This window comes from Achromobacter sp., from assembly GCF_032113835.1.
Taxonomy (GTDB): domain Bacteria; phylum Pseudomonadota; class Gammaproteobacteria; order Burkholderiales; family Burkholderiaceae_B; genus Achromobacter.
Window position 1 is genome coordinate 155,557 of sequence record NZ_DAMCTG010000003.1, and the last position, 17,868, is coordinate 173,424.

Here is a 17,868-nt window from a genome sequence, read left to right on the forward strand (position 1 = left end):
CGCCATGATTCGCGTCCAGGAAGCCGACTTCGACGGCGCGGCGCTTACCGCCGCACTGCGGGAATCCGCCGGCCCCGGCGTGGGCGGTATCGTCACCTTCGTGGGCTACGTGCGCGACTACGCGCCGGACACCCCCACCGATACGCTGTTTCTTGAACATTACCCGGGCATGTGCGAGCGCGAGCTCGAAGAGATTGCCGCCACCGCCCGCGCGCGCTGGAATCTGGCCGGCACCGTCATCGTGCACCGCGTCGGCGCGCTGCACCGCAACGCACAGATCGTGTTCGTGGCGGCAGCCAGCGCCCATCGCGGCGACGCCTTCCGCGGCTGCGAATACATCATCGACGCGCTCAAGACGCGCGCGCCCTTCTGGAAGCGCGAAACCCTGGCGGGCGGCGACAGCTTCTGGGTGGAACAGCGCCAATCCGACCAGGACCGCACGGACGCCTGGGACGAAGACACTGCCGATAAAAAGGAAAATCCATGAGCGAAGCCATCCCGGTCCCGTTGGGCTGCGGCGTACTGACGATCAGCGACACCCGCAGCGCGGGCGATGACACGTCCGGCAACCTGCTGGCGAACAGCCTGGCGCAGGCCGGTCACCAGTGCGTGCGGCGCGACATCGTGCGCGACGACATCTACCTGATCCGCCGCGTCATCAGCGACTGGATCGCCGACCCGGAAGTGCAGGTCATCCTGACCACCGGCGGCACGGGCTTCTCGCATCGCGATCACACGCCGCAGGCCATCATGCCGCTGCTGGACCGCGAGATTCCGGGTTTTGGCGAACTCTTCCGCCAGATCTCCTACACCGAGATCGGCAGCTCCACGATCCAGTCGCGCGCATTCGCGGGGTCGGCCAACCAGACGCTGATCTTCTGCCTGCCGGGCTCGAACAATGCGTGCGAGACCGCCTGGACCAAGATCCTGCGCGAGCAGCTCGACAGTGGCCACGGCCCCTGCAATTTCGCCTCACAGTTCAAGAACCGCGAAGAAGAAGCCTGACCCATGCTGGATTTCGATCAAGCCCAGACCCTGCTGGCCAATGCCGGCTCCCCCCTCCAACGCACCGAGCACGTCGACCTAACGCAGGCCAGCGGCCGTGTGCTCGCCACCCATCTTGACGCCACGGTGGACATTCCGCCGGCCGACAACAGCGCCATGGACGGCTATGCCCTGCGCCTGGCCGACTGGAGCCCCGAGGCCCGTCTGCCCATCCAGCAGCGCTGCTACGCGGGCGACGTGCCCGAGCCGCTCAAACCCGGCCACGCCATCCGCCTCTTCACGGGCAGCGTGATTCCGGCGGGCGCCGACGTGGTCGTGATGCAGGAAGACACGACCGAAGCCGACAACCACGTTCAGATTTCGCGCGAGCCGCGCCCGGGCCAGCACATTCGCCGCCGCGGCGAAGACACGATGGCCGGCGCCGCGCTGCTGCCGGCGGGTACGCTGCTTCAGGCCGCGCATGTTGCGCTGCTGGCCTCGCAAGGCATGGCCACCATTCCGGTTTACGGCCAGCTGCGCGTCGGCATCCTGACCACCGGCGACGAACTCGTCCTGCCGGGCCAGCCTCGCGCCACGGAACAGATCTACAACTCGAACGGCCCGATGCTGGCGGCGATGGTGCATGGCATGAGCGCCCTGCCCGTCCACGTGCTGCACGCGCGCGATACCGAGGCCGACCTGCTGGCCGCCTTCAAGACCCTGCTGGCCGATTGCGATCTGGTCCTGAGCGTGGGCGGCGTGTCCGTTGGCGAGCGCGACCTGGTCAAGCCGGCGCTTGCCGCGCTGGGCGGCGAACTGTCGCTGTGGAAGGTGCGCATGAAGCCCGGCAAGCCCGTGGCGCTGGCGCAGATCGACGGCAAGCCCGTCGTCAGCCTGCCTGGCAATCCGGTGTCGGCCTATGCCGTGTTTGCCACGCTGGTGACGCCGCTGATGCGCCGCATGCAGGGCCGCGAAGACATCTTCCCGCCGGTCAGCCAATTGCCGCTGCGCACCGCGCAACCGCGCCAGGATGGCCGCGAGGAATTTCTGCGTGTGCAGTGCCGCGTGGCGGACGAAGGCGGCAGCGAACTCGTGCCGTACGGCCACCAGGGGTCGGGCGTGATCAGCTCATTGCCGTGGTCCACCGGCTTGGCGCGCCTGCCGGCGGACGTGCTGGTGCAGGACCGGGATCCGGTCTCGTACTACGACCTGCGTCACTGGCTGGCGTAGCGTTCGGCCAGCGCCAGATCTTCTGGCGTGTTGACGTTCATGAAGGCGTGCGGCGGCGCGTCGTCGAACACGGCTTCGACCGCGCCCGCCCTCGCCTGCCACAGCCCGACCTTGCGGTCGCCGCCGCGCAGGTAGGCCAGCAATTCGGGAAGCAACGCCGTGTGCAGCGCCATGCAGGCGGAATGCCGCTGGCCGTGGGCGACGGCGTAGGCCATCGACGCATCTGCAGCGAGGGCCGCTCCGATCAGGCGGACTGCCAGATCGGCGGGCACGAAAGGGGTATCGCACGGCGAGACGATCAGCCATTGCGGGGCGGGGGCATCTTGCACGGAAACCGCCGACAGCGCCGCCGCGATGCCCATCAACGGGCCTTGCCACTCGCCCAGTTCAGGCGCACCGTCCGCAACGACCTCGCCGAATTGCGCGTACGCCGACGCATGCCGGTTCGCGCTGATGATCAAGCGTCCCACCTGCGGCGCCAGACAACGCGCCACGTGCGCCACCATCGGTTCGCCGCGCAAGACAACCAGCCCTTTGTCCTGCCCGTTCATGCGGGAGCCCTGGCCGCCGGCCAGGATCAGCCCGGCGACAGCGCCGCGTGCAATTGACGGTTCAACCACCGATGTAGCTCATCTCGATCTTGCGGGACGGGTCCGCCATGTTCCGGCCGCGCAGCTCGGAATAGTTGTCGCCGCGCGCGGACCAGATGCCCGCCAGGATGCGTGCCAGTTCCTCGTCCGTCGCGCCGTCGCGCAACGGGGCGCGCAAGTCGTGGCCTTCGTGGGCGAATAGGCACAGGTAGAGCTTGCCTTCGGGCGACAGCCGCGCCCGCGTACAGCCGCCGCAGAAGGCGTGCGTGACGCTGGAGATGACGCCGATCTCGCCGCCGCCGTCCACGTAGCGCCAGCGTTCGGCCACGCGGCCCATTTCCACTGAATCCACGGGTTCCAGCGGATAGACGGCGCCGATGCGGTCCAGGACTTCGCGCGACGGCACGACTTCATCGAGGTTCCAGCCGTTGCTGTTGCCCACATCCATGTATTCGATGAAGCGCAGGATGTGGCCGCTATGGCGGAAACGCTCGGCCATCGGCAGGATCTGCCCGTCGTTCAGCCCCTTGCGCACCACCATGTTGACCTTGACGGGCGCCAGGCCCGCGTCCGCCGCGGCATCGATGCCGCGCAGCACGTCGTCCGGCGTGAAACCGCTGTCGCTCATGCCCTGGAACATGGCCGCATCCAGCGCGTCCAGGCTGACCGTCACGCGCGTGAGCCCGGCGCTTTTCAGTGCGGCGGCCTTGCGCGCGAGGACGCTGCCGTTGGTGGTGAGCGTCAGGTCCAGTGGCCGGCCCTGCGGCGTGCGCAGTTCGGCCAGCATACCGACCAGGTTTTCGATGTGCTTGCGCAGCAGCGGCTCGCCGCCGGTCAAGCGTATCTTTTCGACGCCCAACTGCGTGAAGATGCCGGCCAGCCGGCTGATTTCCTCGAAGGACAGCAGCGCCGAATGCGGCATGAAGCTGTAGCTGCTGTCGAAGACCTCGCGCGGCATGCAGTAGGTGCAGCGGAAGTTGCAGCGGTCGGTGACGGAAATGCGCAGATCGCGCAGCGGACGCGCGCGCTGGTCAAGCGCGGGCTGCCCGGGCGGCGGCAGTTCCCCGGGCGCCACGGAAAGCGGCGCGCCGCGGTGATCGGCAAGGAAAATCACTTTGCTCATTGGCACATCATATCCCGGCGGATCGCGGCGCGCGTTCACGGGGAAAGGCCTCTTCCAAAGACTGCAGCCGGCCGGTGTCGCGGGCGTCGTAGCCCACGAGCTGGCCCACGTAACCCACGTAATCCGGCCCGCGCATGATGGACAGCAGATCCTGCATGGCCGGCGTGTCCAAAGACGCCTTGCGGATGGCGAAGAAATAGCGCTCGCGCACCAAGGGAATGAAGTCCAGTCCGAAGCGGCACGCCGCCGTCTCCACGCCCACGCCCGTGTCGGCCATGCCGCTGGCAATGTGCGCGGCAATCGCCATGTGGGTGAATTCGTTGGTCTCGTAGCCCTGCACTTCGCCGATCGACACGCCGGCGCGCTGCAGCATCAGGCCGACCAGGTACCGCGTGCTGGAACCGATCTGCCGGTTCACGAAGCGCACATCGCGGCGCGCCAGGTCCCCCATGCCGCGGATCTGCTTGGGATTGCCGGCGGTGACGAACAGCCCCGTATTGCGCACGGCCAGGTGGATCAGCATGTAGTCGTCCGCATGCAGCCACTGCGCGTAGCGTTCCATGATGGGGGATTCGAAATCGCCCAGCGGCACCTGGAAACCCGCCAGGTCGCATTCGTGCCGTTCCAGCGACGCCAGCGCCTCGATGGCCGTGCGATAGCGCAGTTCCAGCCCGGGCGTGCGGCCGCTCATGTGCTGCATCAGCGATTCCACCGCAAAGCCGTGACTGGCGTGCAGGCGCAAGTGCGGGCCGCTTTCGGGCAGCAGGCGCTCAAGTTCCTCTTGCAGTTCGGACGCCATGCTGTCCAGCGTGGGCATCAGTCGCGCCTCGATGCGGCGGTTGGCCCAGAGCAGGCGTTGCGCAAAGGGCGATAGCTGCGTGCCCTGACGGCGGTTGGTGATGAGCAGTTGCGTGCCGAAGATGGACTCGAAGCGCCGCAACACGCCCCAGGCATGCCGGTACGACAGACCACAGGCGCGGCAGGCGCCCGAGATGTTGCCCGTGGCGTCGATGGCCGCCAGCAGCGCAAGCATGTCCTGCAACGGCACGGGGGTCGCCTCGTCGTCTCCGCCCAATGTCCATTGCGGCCGCAGGCCGATTCGGAACTTATATGTCATTTATTTCTTATTGAAGGCGTTCATGTACCTCGTTAGAGTACACAAATAACGCGGCGAACGCGCGGTTTATATGTTTTTTTAAACATATTAATTGACCGTGATTCAGCCGGCACATAAGCCCCCGTTGACGGGGTCACGCAACACAGGAGGAGACCGACGTGCACCTGCGCGAGGCAAAATCCGATCTGGCATCCAGCGGTGGGGCCCGGGGCGGCAAGCTGGCCCTGGACGCCGCCCAGGCATCCACCACCCCGGCCATCGCGGCCACGGCCCGCATCCTGGCCCCGCTGCAAGACCAGCCCGGCCCGCTGCTCCCGGTGCTGCACGCGGTCCAGCACGAACTGGGCTGTATTCCGGCCGAGGCGGTGCAAACCATCGCCGAGGCCCTGAACCTCTCCCGCGCCGAAGTCCACGGCGTCATCACGTTCTACCCCCATTTCCGCACCGAGCCGGCCGCGCGCCACACGCTCGAGGTCTGCCGGGCCGAAGCCTGTCAGTCCATGGGCGGCGAACGCCTGGCCGCCCACGCGCGCACCGCGCTGGGCTGTGACTTCCACGGCAGCACGCCGGACGGCAACTTCACGCTCGAGCCGGTGTATTGCCTGGGCCTCTGTGCGCAGTCGCCCGCCGTCATGATCGACGGCCAGCCCCACGCCCGCGTCACCGAAGCCAAGCTCGATCGCCTGCTGGCCCGCACGCTGGAGGACACGCCATGAGCGCCCCCGTCGTCATCTACGTGCCGCGAGACGCCGCGGCGCTGGCCATGGACGCGGACACCGTCGCCCGCGACATCGAACGCATCGCCGACCAGCGCGGCCTGTCCGTGCAGGTCGTGCGCAACGGCTCGCGCGGCCTGCTGTGGCTGGAACCCCTGGTCGAAATCGCCACGCCGCAAGGCCGCATCGCCTACGGCCCGGTGCAACCGGAAGACGTGGCGTCGCTGTTCGACGCCGGCTGGCTGACGGGCGGCGACCACGCGCTGCGCCTGGGCCTGACCGAGGACATTCCCTACCTCAAGCATCAAGAGCGCCTGACGTTCGCCCGCGTCGGCGTGATCGATCCGCTGTCCCTGCAGGACTACGCGGCGCACGGCGGGCTGCAGGGCCTGAAGCGCGCGCTGGCCATGGCGCCCGCCCAGATCGTCGACGAAATGGTGGAATCCGGCCTGCGCGGCCGCGGCGGCGCGGCGTTTCCCACCGGCATCAAATGGAAGACCGTGGCGGGCACGCCCGGCGACACCAAGTACATCGTCTGCAACGCCGACGAGGGCGACTCCGGCACCTTCGCCGACCGCCTGCTGATGGAAGGCGATCCGTACGTCCTGATCGAAGGCATGACGATCGCCGGCTTGGCGGTCGGCGCGACCTACGGCTACATCTACGTCCGCTCCGAATACCCGCATGCCATCGCCACGCTGGAAGCCGCCATCGCGCGCGCCCGCAGCGTCGGCTGGCTGGGCGACGACGTGCACGGCAGCGGCCGCCGCTTCGACCTGGAAGTGCGCAAGGGCGCCGGCGCCTACATCTGCGGCGAAGAAACCTCGTTGCTGGAAAGCCTGGAAGGCAAGCGCGGCGTGGTGCGCGCCAAGCCGCCGCTACCGGCCATTTCCGGGCTGTTCGGCAAGCCCACCGTTATCAACAACGTGATTTCTCTGGCCACTGTGCCGATCATCCTGGCCAAGGGCGCGGCGTACTACCGCGACTACGGCGTGGGCCGCTCGCACGGCACGCTGCCGTTCCAGCTGGCCGGCAACCTCAAGCACGGCGGGCTGGTGGAAAAGGCCTTTGGCCTCACCCTGCGCGATCTGCTGTATGAGTTCGGTGGCGGCAGCGCGTCCGGCAGGCCGCTGCGCGCGGTGCAGGTGGGCGGTCCGCTGGGCGCCTATCTGCCCGAATCGCAATGGGACGTGCCGCTGGACTACGAGGCCTACATCCAGATCTCGGCCATGATCGGCCACGGCGGCCTTGTCGCCTTCGACGACACCGTGGACATGGCGCGCATGGCGCGCTACGCCATGGAGTTCTGCGCCATCGAGTCCTGTGGCAAGTGCACGCCCTGTCGCATCGGTTCGACGCGCGGCATGGAAACCATCGACAAGATCGCAAGCGGCAACCAGAGCCGCGACCAGCGCGAGCAGCGGGTGCATCTGCTGCGCGACCTGTGCGACACGATGCTTGGCGGTTCGCTGTGCGCGCTGGGGGGCATGGCGCCCTACCCGGTGCTGTCCGCGCTGAACCATTTTCCGCAGGACTTCGGCATCGAGTCCTCCCAGTCTGCCGCCCACGCGGCCTGAACCCGAGACCGCCATGCTAGAAACCGTCATCAAGCGCGATCGCGACATGGGCACGCCGGCGCGCGTGTCCGAAAAGACCGTCACCCTGACCATCGACGGCCAGGAGATCACCGTCCCCGAAGGCACGTCGCTGATGCGCGCAGCCGCGGACGCCGGCATCAACATCCCCAAGCTCTGCGCCACCGACAGCCTTGAACCGTTCGGATCGTGCCGCCTGTGCCTGGTGCAGATCGAAGGCCGCCGCGGCTATCCGGCGTCCTGTACGACGCCCGCCGAAAACGGCATGGTGGTCTTTACCGAAACCCCCAAGCTGCACGACCTGCGGCGCGGCGTGATGGAACTGTACATTTCGGACCATCCGCTCGATTGCCTGACCTGCCCGGCCAACGGCGACTGCGAACTGCAGGACATGGCGGGCGTGGTGGGCCTGCGCAACGTGCGCTACGGCTACGACGGCGCCAACCACCTCAAGGCCGAAAAAGACGAGTCCAACCCGTACTTCACCTTCGACGCGTCCAAGTGCATCGTCTGCAACCGCTGCGTGCGCGCCTGCGAAGAAACGCAAGGCACCTTCGCGCTGACGATCTCCGGCAAGGGATTCGATTCACACGTGTCGGCCGGCCAGGACCAGCCCTTCCTCGATAGCGAATGCGTGTCCTGCGGCGCCTGCGTGCAGGCCTGCCCCACATCCACCCTGCAGGAAAAGACCGTCATCATGATGGGCCAGGCCGAGCACTCGGTCGTGACCACCTGCGCCTACTGCGGCGTGGGCTGCGGCTTCAAGGCAGAGATGAAGGGCCAGGAAGTCGTGCGCATGGTCCCCTGGAAGGACGGCCAGGCCAACCGCGGCCATTCCTGCGTGAAGGGGCGCTTTGCCTGGGGCTACACCACGCACAAGGAACGCGTGCTCAAGCCCATGATCCGCAAGCACATCACGGATTCCTGGAAGGAAGTGTCCTGGGACGAGGCCATCAACTACGCGGCCTCGGAATTCCGCCGCATTCAGAGCCAATACGGGCGCGATGCCGTGGGCGGCATCACGTCGTCGCGCTGCACCAACGAAGAAACCTGGCTGGTGCAAAAGCTGGTGCGCGCCGCCTTCGGCACCAACAACGTCGACACGTGCGCACGCGTGTGCCATTCGCCCACCGGCTACGGTCTGAAGCAGACGCTGGGCGAATCGGCCGGCACGCAGACGTTTGATTCCGTCATGCACACCGACGTGGTCATCGTCATGGGCGCCAACCCCAGCAGCGGCCACCCGGTGTTCGCCTCGCGCCTGAAGCGCCGGCTGCGCGAAGGCGCGCGGCTGATCGTCATCGATCCGCGCCGCATCGAGCTGGTCAGCTCGCCGCACATCAAGGCGGACTTCCACCTGCAGGTGCGGCCCGGCACCAACACCGCGCTGCTGTCCTCGCTGGCGCACGTCATCGCCACCGAGGGCCTGATCGCCGAGGACTTCGTCGCCGAGCGCTGCGAGGAAAAGGCGTTCCGCGAATGGCGCGATTTCGTCTCGCTGCCCGAGAACTCGCCGGAAGCCATGGAAGAGATCACGGGCGTGCCGGCGCAGGCCGTGCGCGGCGCGGCGCGCCTTTTTGCCACGGGCGGCAACGGCTCCATCTATTACGGCCTGGGCGTCACCGAGCACAGCCAGGGCTCGACCACCGTCATGGCGATTGCCAACCTGGCGATGGCCACCGGCAACATCGGCCGCGAAGGCGTGGGCGTCAACCCGTTGCGCGGCCAGAACAACGTGCAGGGCTCGTGCGACATGGGCTCGTTCCCGCACGAACTGCCCGGCTACCGCCACATCTCGGACAACACCGTGCGCGCGCAATTCGAAAAGGACTGGGGCGTCACGCTGCAGCCCGAACCGGGTCTGCGCATTCCCAACATGTTCGAGGCCGCGCTGGGCGGGTCCTTCAAGGGCCTGTACTGCCAGGGCGAAGACATCGTGCAGTCCGATCCCAACACCCAGCACGTGGCGGCATCGCTGGCGGCGATGGAGTGCATCGTCGTGCAGGACCTGTTCCTGAACGAGACCGCGAAGTACGCGCACGTGTTCCTGCCGGGTTCCTCGTTCCTGGAAAAGGACGGCACCTTCACCAACGCCGAGCGCCGCATCTCGCGCGTGCGCAAGGTCATGGAGCCCAAGAACGGCAAATCCGACTGGGAAGTGACGGTGGCGCTGTCCAACGCGCTGGGCTACCCCATGAACTACAAGCACCCGCGCGAGATCATGGAAGAGATCGCGCGGCTTACGCCCACGTTCGCCAGCGTCACGTACGACAAGCTCGACAAGCTGGGCAGCCTGCAATGGCCGTGCAACGACGACGCGCCGGACGGCACGCCGATCATGCACATCGACCAGTTCGTGCGCGGCAAGGGCCGCTTCATGATCACCAAGTACGTGCCTACCGATGAACGCAGCACGCGCCGCTTCCCGCTGCTGCTGACCACCGGCCGCATCCTGTCGCAATACAACGTGGGCGCGCAGACCCGTCGCACACCCAACGTGATGTGGCACGGCGAGGACGTGCTGGAAATGCATCCGCAGGATGCCGAGGACCGGGGCGTGGCCGAGGGCGACTGGGTTGGCATCCAGAGCCGCGCCGGTGAAACGGTGCTGCGCGCCACGCTGACCGACCGCGTGCAGCCGGGCGTGGTATACACCACGTTCCACTTTCCCGAGTCCGGCGCCAACGTCGTCACCACCGACAGCTCCGACTGGGCGACCAACTGCCCCGAGTACAAGGTCACGGCCGTGCAGGTGACGCGCGTGTCGCAGCCGTCGGAATGGCAGCGGCAATGGTCGCGATTTGCGGATATCCAGCAAAAGCTCCTGCGCGAACGCTCGCGCGAGTCCGAGGCGGCGCTGACCGGGAAGTAACCGACAGCCAGCACGCCAGGGATCCCATGCCTACGCCGACCACCGCCCGCCCCGACTGCACGCCGACCCAGGTCATCCGCGTGCGCTCGGGGGCCATCGCCCCCGACGCCGAGACCGACTTTGTGGCCGAGGAGACCCCGGTGGCGCTGGAATACAACGGCATCAGCCACGCCACCATGCTGGCCACGCCGGCGGACCTGGAAGACTTTGCCGTGGGATTCTCGCTGTCCGAAGGCATCGTCGGCAGCGTCAGCGACGTGCGCGGCATCGACCTGCTGCCGCAATGCGGCGGCATCGTCGTGCAGCTGGAGATCTCGTCCGCCTGTGAAATGCGCCTGAAGACGCGGCGGCGCGCCATGGCCGGACGCACCGGCTGCGGCCTGTGCGGCGTGGAAACCCTGCCCGAAGTGCTGCGGCCGGTGGCGCCCGTAACGAATGGCGCGCCGGTCCGCATCGAGGCCGTGCTGGCCGCCATGCGCGACATGCGCACGCGCCAGACGCTGCACGACATCACCGGCGCGACGCACGCCGCCGGGTGGGCGGGCGCCGATGGCGTCGTGGCCCTGGTGCGCGAAGACGTGGGCCGCCACAACGCTCTGGACAAGCTGGCCGGCGCCCTGGCGCGCCAGGCGGTCAACGGCAGCGACGGCATCGTCGTGGTGTCCAGCCGCGCCAGCTTCGAGATGGTGCAGAAGACGGCCTCCGCCGGCGTCGCCGTGCTGGCCTCGGTCTCCGCCCCCACCGCCCTGGCCATACGCCTGGCCACCGACGCCAACGTCACGCTGCTGGGCTTCACGCGCGATGGCGACGCCGCCATTTACACCCACCCCGAACGCATCCTTACCTGAACCGGACGCCAGACAGCAATGGAAATCGTCAACCTGATCCGCATGGCCAACCGCATCGGCCAGTTCTTCGACGCCATGCCGGACCGGCCCGAGGCGCTGGAAGGCGTCACCAATCACATCCAGAAATTCTGGGAACCGCGCATGCGCAACGAGCTGCTGGACTTCCTGGCGCGCAGCCCCGACGGGGATGCCGGCGAGGAACAACTGCATCCGCTGGTGCTGCAGGCGGTCACCCAACATCGCGAGCGCCTCACCCCGCTTGCGCGCGTCGCTTAGCGCACCCGGGCCGCCTCATGACGGCCCACCCCGAAGTGGCAGGACAGCAACAGATCCATAAAAGAGGCGGCGTCACCGGGCTTTTCCGGGCGACGCACGCTATAAAGCCGCACCCCTGAGGAGACATCATGGCAAGTAGCGCCACCCTGGACCTACCCGGCTCAAGGCCGGGTTTTTTCGACAAAGAACGCACCATCGCGGGGCCGGGCTTCTCGCGCTGGCTGGTGCCACCGGCCGCCCTGGCCATCCACCTGTGCATCGGCATGGCCTACGGGTTCTCGGTGTTCTGGCTGCCGTTGTCCAAGGTGGTGGGCGGCGCGAAACCGCTGGCCTGCCCGCCCGACATGAGTCTCGTGGCCGAGCTCTTCACCACCAGCTGTGACTGGAAGATCTCGACGATGGGGTGGATGTACACCCTGTTCTTCGTGCTCCTGGGATGTTCGGCCGCGCTGTGGGGCGGCTGGCTGGAACGCGCCGGCCCGCGCAAGGCAGGCGTCGTGTCGGCGCTGTGCTGGTGCGGCGGCCTGGTCATTTCGGCCATCGGCATCTACCTGCACCAGATGTGGATGCTGTGGCTGGGGTCGGGCGTGATCGGGGGCATCGGGCTGGGGCTGGGGTACATCTCGCCCGTGAGCACGCTGATCAAGTGGTTCCCGGACCGCCGCGGCATGGCGACCGGCATGGCCATCATGGGCTTTGGCGGCGGCGCCATGATCGGCGCGCCGCTGGCCGACCTGCTGATGCGCCACTTCGCCACGCCGACCTCGCCGGGCGTCTGGCAGACGTTTCTGACCATGGCGCTGGTGTACTTCATCTTCATGATGTCGGGCGCGCTGGGCTACCGCGTGCCGCCCACCGGCTGGAAGCCCGCCGGCTGGACGCCGCCCGCCAAGCAGGTCAACAACGTCATGATCACGCAGCGCCACGTCCACGTGAAACGCGTCTGGGGCGTGCCGCAGTTCTGGTTGGTCTGGTGGGCGCTGTGCCTGAACGTCACCGCGGGCATCGGCATTCTCGGGATGGCGTCGCCGCTGCTGCAGGAAGTGTTTGGCGGTGGCCTGATCGACAAGCCTGAACTGGGTTTCGGTCAGCTCGACAAGGAACAGCTCGCCGCCATCGCGGCCATCGCCGCCGGCTTCACCGGACTGCTCAGCCTCTTCAACATCGGCGGCCGCTTCTTCTGGGCCAGCCTGTCGGACAAACTGGGCCGCAAGATGACGTACTTCGTCTTCTTCGTGCTGGGATTCTTCCTGTACGCCGCCATCCCCTGGACCGCGCACATCGGCGCCCTGGCGCTCTTCGTGGCCGCCTTCTGCGTCATCCTGTCCATGTACGGCGGCGGTTTTGCCACCGTGCCGGCCTACCTGGCCGACCTCTTCGGCACCCAGATGGTCGGGGCCATCCACGGCCGGCTGCTGACCGCGTGGTCCGCGGCGGGCATCTTCGGCCCGGTCCTCGTCAACTACATCCGCGAGTACCAACTGTCCATCGGCGTGCCGCGCGCCCAGGTGTATGACATCACCATGTACATCCTGGCCGGCATGCTGGTCGTGGGCTTCCTGTGCAATCTGGCCATCCGCCCGGTCAACGCCAAGTACTTCATGACCGACGAGGAACTGGCCAAGGAGAAGGCGCTGGCGCACGAGCGCGCCGTCGCCGCCGAGACCCACGGCGTGGGCAAGTCGAACTTCCGCACGCCGCCCGCGCTGATCGCCTTTGCGTGGGCCTGCGTCGGCATCCCGCTGGCGTGGGGCATCTGGATCACGCTGCAAAAGGCCGTCGTCCTCTTCCATTGACCCCAACATGCCGCGGCGCCGCATGCGCCGCGCGCCAGTTCCAGGGCGCGAAGCTGCTACATTGGCAGCCCGCGCCCTTATCTTTTATGTGCCACTTCTCATGATCCTGCCCTTCCCCCATTTCCCCGCTGGAGCGACACTTTGAACGCGCCTGAACTGCACTGGGAAGAAAACGGCGTCGCCCGCTCGGCCCGCTGGCACTCGGAAACCGGCGCCACGCCGCCCAAGCGCGTCATCGTCGCCGACGACACGCTGACCGCCGACATGGCCTACCGCCACGCCTGCGAAGGCGTCGGCCTGCTGTGGCGCGGCGATTTCCAGAACGCGCGCCAGCTGTTGCAGGCCATCACGCGCCGCGTCGACAAGCGCCCGCGCAAACCGGTCGAGACCCAGCTCGAGGCCTTCAACCAGCATCGTCAGGTCCAGTCGCAGCGCGCCCGCATTCTGGGCATGCTGCTGATTCCCTTCGATGCCGGCCACACCATTCCCCTGCGCCGCGCGCCCGACGCGCATCCTGCCTGCGAGGCCGCGAACGTGCCGGGCGATACGCCTTTCGTCGCGTCGCTGCGCGAACTGCTGGGCCTGATCGGCGCCTATGAATGGCGCAGAAAGGGCGTGGAAATTGCCGCGCTGAACAACCGCATCCACCCGCACTTCGGCGTGTTCTCGCCGGTGCGCGGCGAATATGTGGATCTGATCGCCAATACCCCGATGCCGCGCGGCAGCGTGGCCTTTGATATCGGCACGGGCACCGGCGTGCTGGCTGCGGTCATCGCCCGCCGCGGCGGCAAGCGCGTCATCGCCACCGACACGGATGCCCGCGCGATCGCTTGCGCGCGCGAGAACCTGGAACGTCTGGGCTTGTCGGGACAGGTGGACGTCGAACAGACGGACCTGTTCCCCGACGGCCGCGTGTCGCTGATCGTCTGCAATCCCCCGTGGCTGCCGGCCCGGCCCAGCTCGCCGCTGGAACATGCCGTGTACGACCCGGACAGCCGCATGCTGCGCGGGTTCCTGAATGGACTGAAGGATCATCTGACGCCGAATGGGGAAGGCTGGTTGATTCTTTCGGACCTGGCCGAGCATCTGGGCTTGCGCACGCGCGAGCAGTTGCTGGAGATGATCGAGGCCGCCGGACTGCGGGTGATCGAGAAACTGGATACGCGGCCGGTGCACGGCAAGGCGCGGGACGCGTCGGATCCGTTGTTTGCGGCGCGGTCGAAGGAGATGACGTCGCTGTGGAGATTGGGCGCGGCCTGACGCGTCTGCGGGGCGATATCCGCCCGCCTGGCACGCCCTGCCGCTGCCAGGTCAGAATCAATTCCCAATTCTTGGTAACAATGGCGCGTTTTTCGGTTACTTTGCTGAGTCATTCAGTTACGTACCGTCCGCGCCATGTGTATCAGAATCCCTAGCCAACCCTCCGCAAAGTTCTCCGTGCGGCCGCTTTGCCTCGCATTGGCGGCGGCGCTCAGCCTGCCGCTGGTGAATGCGCCAGCGCGCGCGGCCAACCTCCTGGTGGGCAGCGGCGGCAATGGCGGGGCGGCGGATCTCACGACCAATCTCATCGGCGGCGGTGGCGGCGGCGGGATCGGCGGCGGCGGCGGCGGGGGGACATACAACCGGGCTGGCGACCAAGGCGGCGGCGGCGTCGTAAGCGGCCCCGGCGGCGCGTCCTCTGCCGGGGCCTGGGCCAACGGGGGCAACGGCGCCTACGGCGGCATTGGCGGCGCGGGCAATGGCGGAACGTTCGGCGCAAACGGCCCGGCCGTCGTGGACGCGTCGGGCGCGCCTTCGGGCGGGACTGCACCCGGGGCAGGCGCTGTGGTGCCGTCAAGCGGCACGATCAACGGCAGCTCCATCACGACCCCGCTGGGCACCTACGACTATGTCGGCATTGGCGGCGGCGGCGGCGGCGCTGGCGGCGTCAACCAAGTGGGCGGCGCCGGCTCGAACGGTTCGCTTTTCCTGTCTTCCGGCACGCTCTTGGTGAACCAGGCCATGTTCATCGGCGGAGCAGGCGGCGGCGGCAGCGGAAACGCCTTCTTTTCCACCCGGGGCGGCGCGGGCGGCGCAGGTCTTGTGAACATGGACAACGTCCGGTTGTTCGTTGGCGGGAGCCTCCTCGTGGGCGGCGCGAACGGCCTTGGCACGGGTGGACTAGGCGGCGACGGCACCCTCACGCTGACCAACGCGTCTGAACTTTTTGTCGGCGTCAACAACGCCAGCGGTGGGCTGGAACTTGGCGGCGGGGCGAACGGCGGCGCCGGCGTCCTCAATCTGAGCGATTCGACACTGACGCTTCTGGCAACGAACGCCGGCCTCACGATACGTAGCAACGGGACACTGAATGTGGGCAACGCCACGCCCGCGGCTGCCGCTGGCGGGACAATCGTGGGATTCCTGCCGATCAATAACGACGGGCAAATCAACTTCAACCAGTCGAATGCACTGTACGAGTTTTCGCGCCGGATATCGGGATCCGGATCCGTGGCGATCAACGGCGCCGGCACCACCCGGCTCACCGGCGACAACACCTACACGGGCGGCACCACGATCGCCGCGGGCAGCACGCTGGAAATTGGCAGCGGCGTTGCCGGCTCCGTGATGGGAAATATCACCAACCAGGGCGTTGTGAACTTCAGCCGCACCGACAACCGGGTGTATGCCGGCTCGATTACCGGCGGCGGCATGCTGGGCAAAACGCAGACGAGCATACTGACGCTGACCGGCAACAATCCGATGTCGGGCAACATCTTGGTCTATGGGGGCACGCTGGCGCTCTCCGGCGTGGGCGCACGCCTGGGATCTTCGACGTCCTCGCTGGACGCTGGCTTCGGGGCCTCTTCGGGCGTGACTGTCTCCAGCGGCGCCGTCTTGACCACGCTCACGGCCATGCTGGGCGGGACGGCGGGGGGCTCGGCGCTTGGCTCCGCTACCGTCCAGGGCGTGGGCTCTGGCTGGAACACGGAGACCCTCGTACTTGGCCTGCAAAGCCGCGGCTCGCTGGACGTACTTTCGGGCGGCAGAGTGACCGCCACCAATGCGCTGCTGGCCACCACCGGCACAGGCTCCAGCACTGTCGCCCTCAGCGGCGCCGTATCGTCGTTCAGCGTCAGCAACACGCTCGATCTGGGAGCGGCGGGCAGCGCTGTGGTGTCGGTCGCCAACGGCGCAACGCTGACGGCAGGAAAGATCCGATTCGGCACGAGCGGCGGCAACGGTCACCTGGAAGTGACCGGTACGCCGCTCGACGGCATCGGCTATGTGTCCGCGGACGAAATAACCAAGGCGCCGGGCGCCGGGACAAGCAGCATCCGGTTCGACGGCGGCGGCGTGCGCGCTCGTTCCGCCCTTCCGCTCTTCGGCGGGTTTTCGGCCGGCGAGGTCGCCGTGGGTGATGGCGGCATGTTCATCGATAACAACGGCGTGTCCGACCTGCACATTTCGACGCCGCTGAGCGGCACGGGAACGGTCACCCTGCTGGGTTCCGGTTCCGTCAGTTATACCCAGCCCAACACCAATACGGGCGGCAACACGGTCTCCGCGGGCACGCTGACCGCCTGGACCCAGAACACCCTGGGCTCGGGCGCGCTCACGGTTCATAGCGGTGCGTCCGTGACGCTGAATGGCTCGCAAAATGTTGGCGCGATATCGGGCGCCGGCGCGATTTCCGGCATCAGCGGCGTCTCGTTACGGGCGGGTTCGGACAATAGCTCGACCGTCTTTTCCGGCGGCATGTCCGGCACGCTCAGCCTCATCAAGCAAGGCGCCGGCACCTTGACGCTGTCGGGCACGAATGCCTATACCGGCAGCACCACCATCGAAGCGGGCAAGCTGCTCGTCACGGGTTCCGCTGCGAACTCCAGCGTCACCGTGGGCGCCAGTGGGACCCTGGCCGGCACCGGCAGAGTGGGCGGCGTGACCGTGGCGGCCGGCGGCGTGCTGAACCCCGGCAATCCCACAGGCAGCCTGCGGGTGGCGGGACCTTTGAATCTGAACGCCGGCGGCACGCTGGTGTACGGGCTGGGGAGCCCCGGCGCGACGCCTTCCGCGGGCACCAGCTCTCACCTGGACGTGACCGGCGATGTCACGCTAAACGGCGGTCTTACGCTGCTGGACCCGGGATTGACGGCAGGCCCCGGCTACTACCGGCTCATCAGCTACGGCGGCAATTTGCTAGCCAACAACCTGGCGGCGCCCGCCGCGTTCGCAAATCAGCCGGTCTCCGTGGTCGATACGCTGCCGGGCTTCATCGATCTGCGCCTGGGCAGCACCGGCTCGGACCAGTTGCAGACCTGGAGCGGCGGCAGCGGAACCTGGAGCGACGCGGCCACGCTTTGGAACAACGAAAGCGGCTCCATCCCCGCGGCCTGGGCGGGCAAGACCGCGGTATTCAACACCGCGGGCGGCGGCACAATCCTGGTCAACGGCACGCAGTCCTTCGACGGCCTGCAGTTCGTGGCAGACGGCTATCGCCTGGAAAGCGACGTGCACGGCAACGGCACGCTCGGCGGACTGGACACCCGCGCGGGCGGCAGCGAGATCCGCGTGCTGGCCGGTGTGACGGCCGAGATCGACGCGGTCATCAGCGGCGCGGGCGGCATCGACAAGACGCAGGGCGGCACGCTGGTGCTGTCCGGCCCGAACATCTACGGCGGCGAGACCCGGCTCTCTGGCGGCACCTTGTCCGTGGGTGGCGACAGCAGCCTGGGCACGGC

The 17,868-nt window shown here is 67.5% G+C and carries 14 protein-coding genes; 11 read left to right on the top strand and 3 right to left on the bottom strand.

Annotation, left to right across the window (positions count from 1 at the left end; all coding sequences use genetic code 11):
• The first annotated feature begins 4 nt into the window (after positions 1-4).
• From RT697_RS02545 to glp, 3 genes are read left to right on the top strand one after another with little or no spacing between them, the layout of a single operon-like run.
• The gene (locus tag RT697_RS02545) at positions 5-487 is read left to right on the top strand and encodes a molybdenum cofactor biosynthesis protein MoaE (RefSeq protein WP_313696839.1); all 483 of its coding nucleotides are present in this window, start codon (positions 5-7) and stop codon (positions 485-487) included.
• Positions 484-1,005: a molybdenum cofactor biosynthesis protein B gene (gene moaB, locus RT697_RS02550; protein WP_313696840.1), complete on the top strand. Its 522-nt coding sequence runs from the start codon at positions 484-486 to the stop codon at positions 1,003-1,005. The genes RT697_RS02545 and moaB overlap by 4 nt, the downstream gene beginning before the upstream one ends.
• A 3-nt stretch (positions 1,006-1,008) precedes the next feature.
• Complete coding sequence (glp, locus tag RT697_RS02555; protein WP_313696841.1) at positions 1,009-2,214, top strand: gephyrin-like molybdotransferase Glp; 1,206 nt, start codon at positions 1,009-1,011, stop codon at positions 2,212-2,214.
• Here glp and mobA read toward each other — a convergent pair.
• The 3 genes from mobA to RT697_RS02570 are packed head-to-tail and all read right to left on the bottom strand — an operon-like array spanning position 2,199 to position 5,044.
• Positions 2,199-2,834 (bottom strand): molybdenum cofactor guanylyltransferase MobA, encoded by a 636-nt coding sequence (gene mobA / locus RT697_RS02560; RefSeq protein ID WP_313696842.1) that lies wholly within the window; start codon positions 2,832-2,834, stop codon positions 2,199-2,201. The genes glp and mobA overlap by 16 nt on opposite strands.
• The gene (moaA, locus tag RT697_RS02565) at positions 2,827-3,927 is read right to left on the bottom strand and encodes a GTP 3',8-cyclase MoaA (protein ID WP_313696843.1); all 1,101 of its coding nucleotides are present in this window, start codon (positions 3,925-3,927) and stop codon (positions 2,827-2,829) included. Before moaA ends, mobA begins: the two co-directional genes overlap by 8 nt.
• Positions 3,928-3,934: 7 nt before the next feature.
• Positions 3,935-5,044 (bottom strand): substrate-binding domain-containing protein, encoded by a 1,110-nt coding sequence (locus tag RT697_RS02570; protein WP_313696844.1) that lies wholly within the window; start codon positions 5,042-5,044, stop codon positions 3,935-3,937.
• Positions 5,045-5,202: 158 nt separating this feature from the next.
• Between RT697_RS02570 and RT697_RS02575 the strand changes: the two genes are divergently transcribed.
• The 8 genes from RT697_RS02575 to RT697_RS02610 form a co-directional block, all read left to right on the top strand.
• Positions 5,203-5,760 (top strand): formate dehydrogenase subunit gamma, encoded by a 558-nt coding sequence (locus tag RT697_RS02575; protein WP_313696845.1) that lies wholly within the window; start codon positions 5,203-5,205, stop codon positions 5,758-5,760.
• On the top strand, positions 5,757-7,337 hold the full coding sequence (locus RT697_RS02580) for an NADH-quinone oxidoreductase subunit NuoF (protein ID WP_313696846.1): 1,581 nt from the start codon (positions 5,757-5,759) through the stop codon (positions 7,335-7,337). Before RT697_RS02575 ends, RT697_RS02580 begins: the two co-directional genes overlap by 4 nt.
• 13 nt (positions 7,338-7,350) lie before the next feature.
• Positions 7,351-10,227, top strand: coding sequence for a formate dehydrogenase subunit alpha (gene fdhF / locus RT697_RS02585; RefSeq protein WP_313696847.1), 2,877 nt, complete (start codon positions 7,351-7,353; stop codon positions 10,225-10,227).
• A gap of 26 nt (positions 10,228-10,253) precedes the next feature.
• On the top strand, positions 10,254-11,075 hold the full coding sequence (gene fdhD, locus RT697_RS02590) for a formate dehydrogenase accessory sulfurtransferase FdhD (RefSeq protein ID WP_313696849.1): 822 nt from the start codon (positions 10,254-10,256) through the stop codon (positions 11,073-11,075).
• 18 nt (positions 11,076-11,093) lie between these two features.
• Positions 11,094-11,351, top strand: a complete 258-nt coding sequence (locus RT697_RS02595) for a formate dehydrogenase subunit delta (protein WP_105240256.1) — start codon at positions 11,094-11,096, stop codon at positions 11,349-11,351.
• 128 nt (positions 11,352-11,479) lie between these two features.
• Positions 11,480-13,147, top strand: coding sequence for an OFA family MFS transporter (locus RT697_RS02600; RefSeq protein WP_313696851.1), 1,668 nt, complete (start codon positions 11,480-11,482; stop codon positions 13,145-13,147).
• Positions 13,148-13,288: 141 nt separating this feature from the next.
• On the top strand, positions 13,289-14,407 hold the full coding sequence (locus RT697_RS02605) for a class I SAM-dependent methyltransferase (RefSeq protein ID WP_313696852.1): 1,119 nt from the start codon (positions 13,289-13,291) through the stop codon (positions 14,405-14,407).
• A 177-nt stretch (positions 14,408-14,584) separates the two neighbouring features.
• Positions 14,585-17,868, top strand: a 3,284-nt coding sequence (locus RT697_RS02610; RefSeq protein WP_313696853.1) for an autotransporter-associated beta strand repeat-containing protein, incomplete at its 3' end; no start/stop codon positions are given.

What these genes read in the sequence shown, in the direction of transcription:
- RT697_RS02545 (WP_313696839.1), top strand. Translation starts at nt 5, where the DNA reads ATGATTCGCGTCCAGGAAGCCGACTTCGACGGCGCGGCGCTTACCGCC.
- RT697_RS02570 (WP_313696844.1), bottom strand. Translation starts at nt 5,044, where the DNA reads ATGACATATAAGTTCCGAATCGGCCTGCGGCCGCAATGGACATTGGGC.
- fdhD (WP_313696849.1), top strand. Translation starts at nt 10,254, where the DNA reads ATGCCTACGCCGACCACCGCCCGCCCCGACTGCACGCCGACCCAGGTC.
- glp (WP_313696841.1), top strand. Translation starts at nt 1,009, where the DNA reads ATGCTGGATTTCGATCAAGCCCAGACCCTGCTGGCCAATGCCGGCTCC.
- moaA (WP_313696843.1), bottom strand. Translation starts at nt 3,927, where the DNA reads ATGAGCAAAGTGATTTTCCTTGCCGATCACCGCGGCGCGCCGCTTTCC.
- fdhF (WP_313696847.1), top strand. Translation starts at nt 7,351, where the DNA reads ATGCTAGAAACCGTCATCAAGCGCGATCGCGACATGGGCACGCCGGCG.
- moaB (WP_313696840.1), top strand. Translation starts at nt 484, where the DNA reads ATGAGCGAAGCCATCCCGGTCCCGTTGGGCTGCGGCGTACTGACGATC.
- RT697_RS02600 (WP_313696851.1), top strand. Translation starts at nt 11,480, where the DNA reads ATGGCAAGTAGCGCCACCCTGGACCTACCCGGCTCAAGGCCGGGTTTT.
- RT697_RS02580 (WP_313696846.1), top strand. Translation starts at nt 5,757, where the DNA reads ATGAGCGCCCCCGTCGTCATCTACGTGCCGCGAGACGCCGCGGCGCTG.
- RT697_RS02595 (WP_105240256.1), top strand. Translation starts at nt 11,094, where the DNA reads ATGGAAATCGTCAACCTGATCCGCATGGCCAACCGCATCGGCCAGTTC.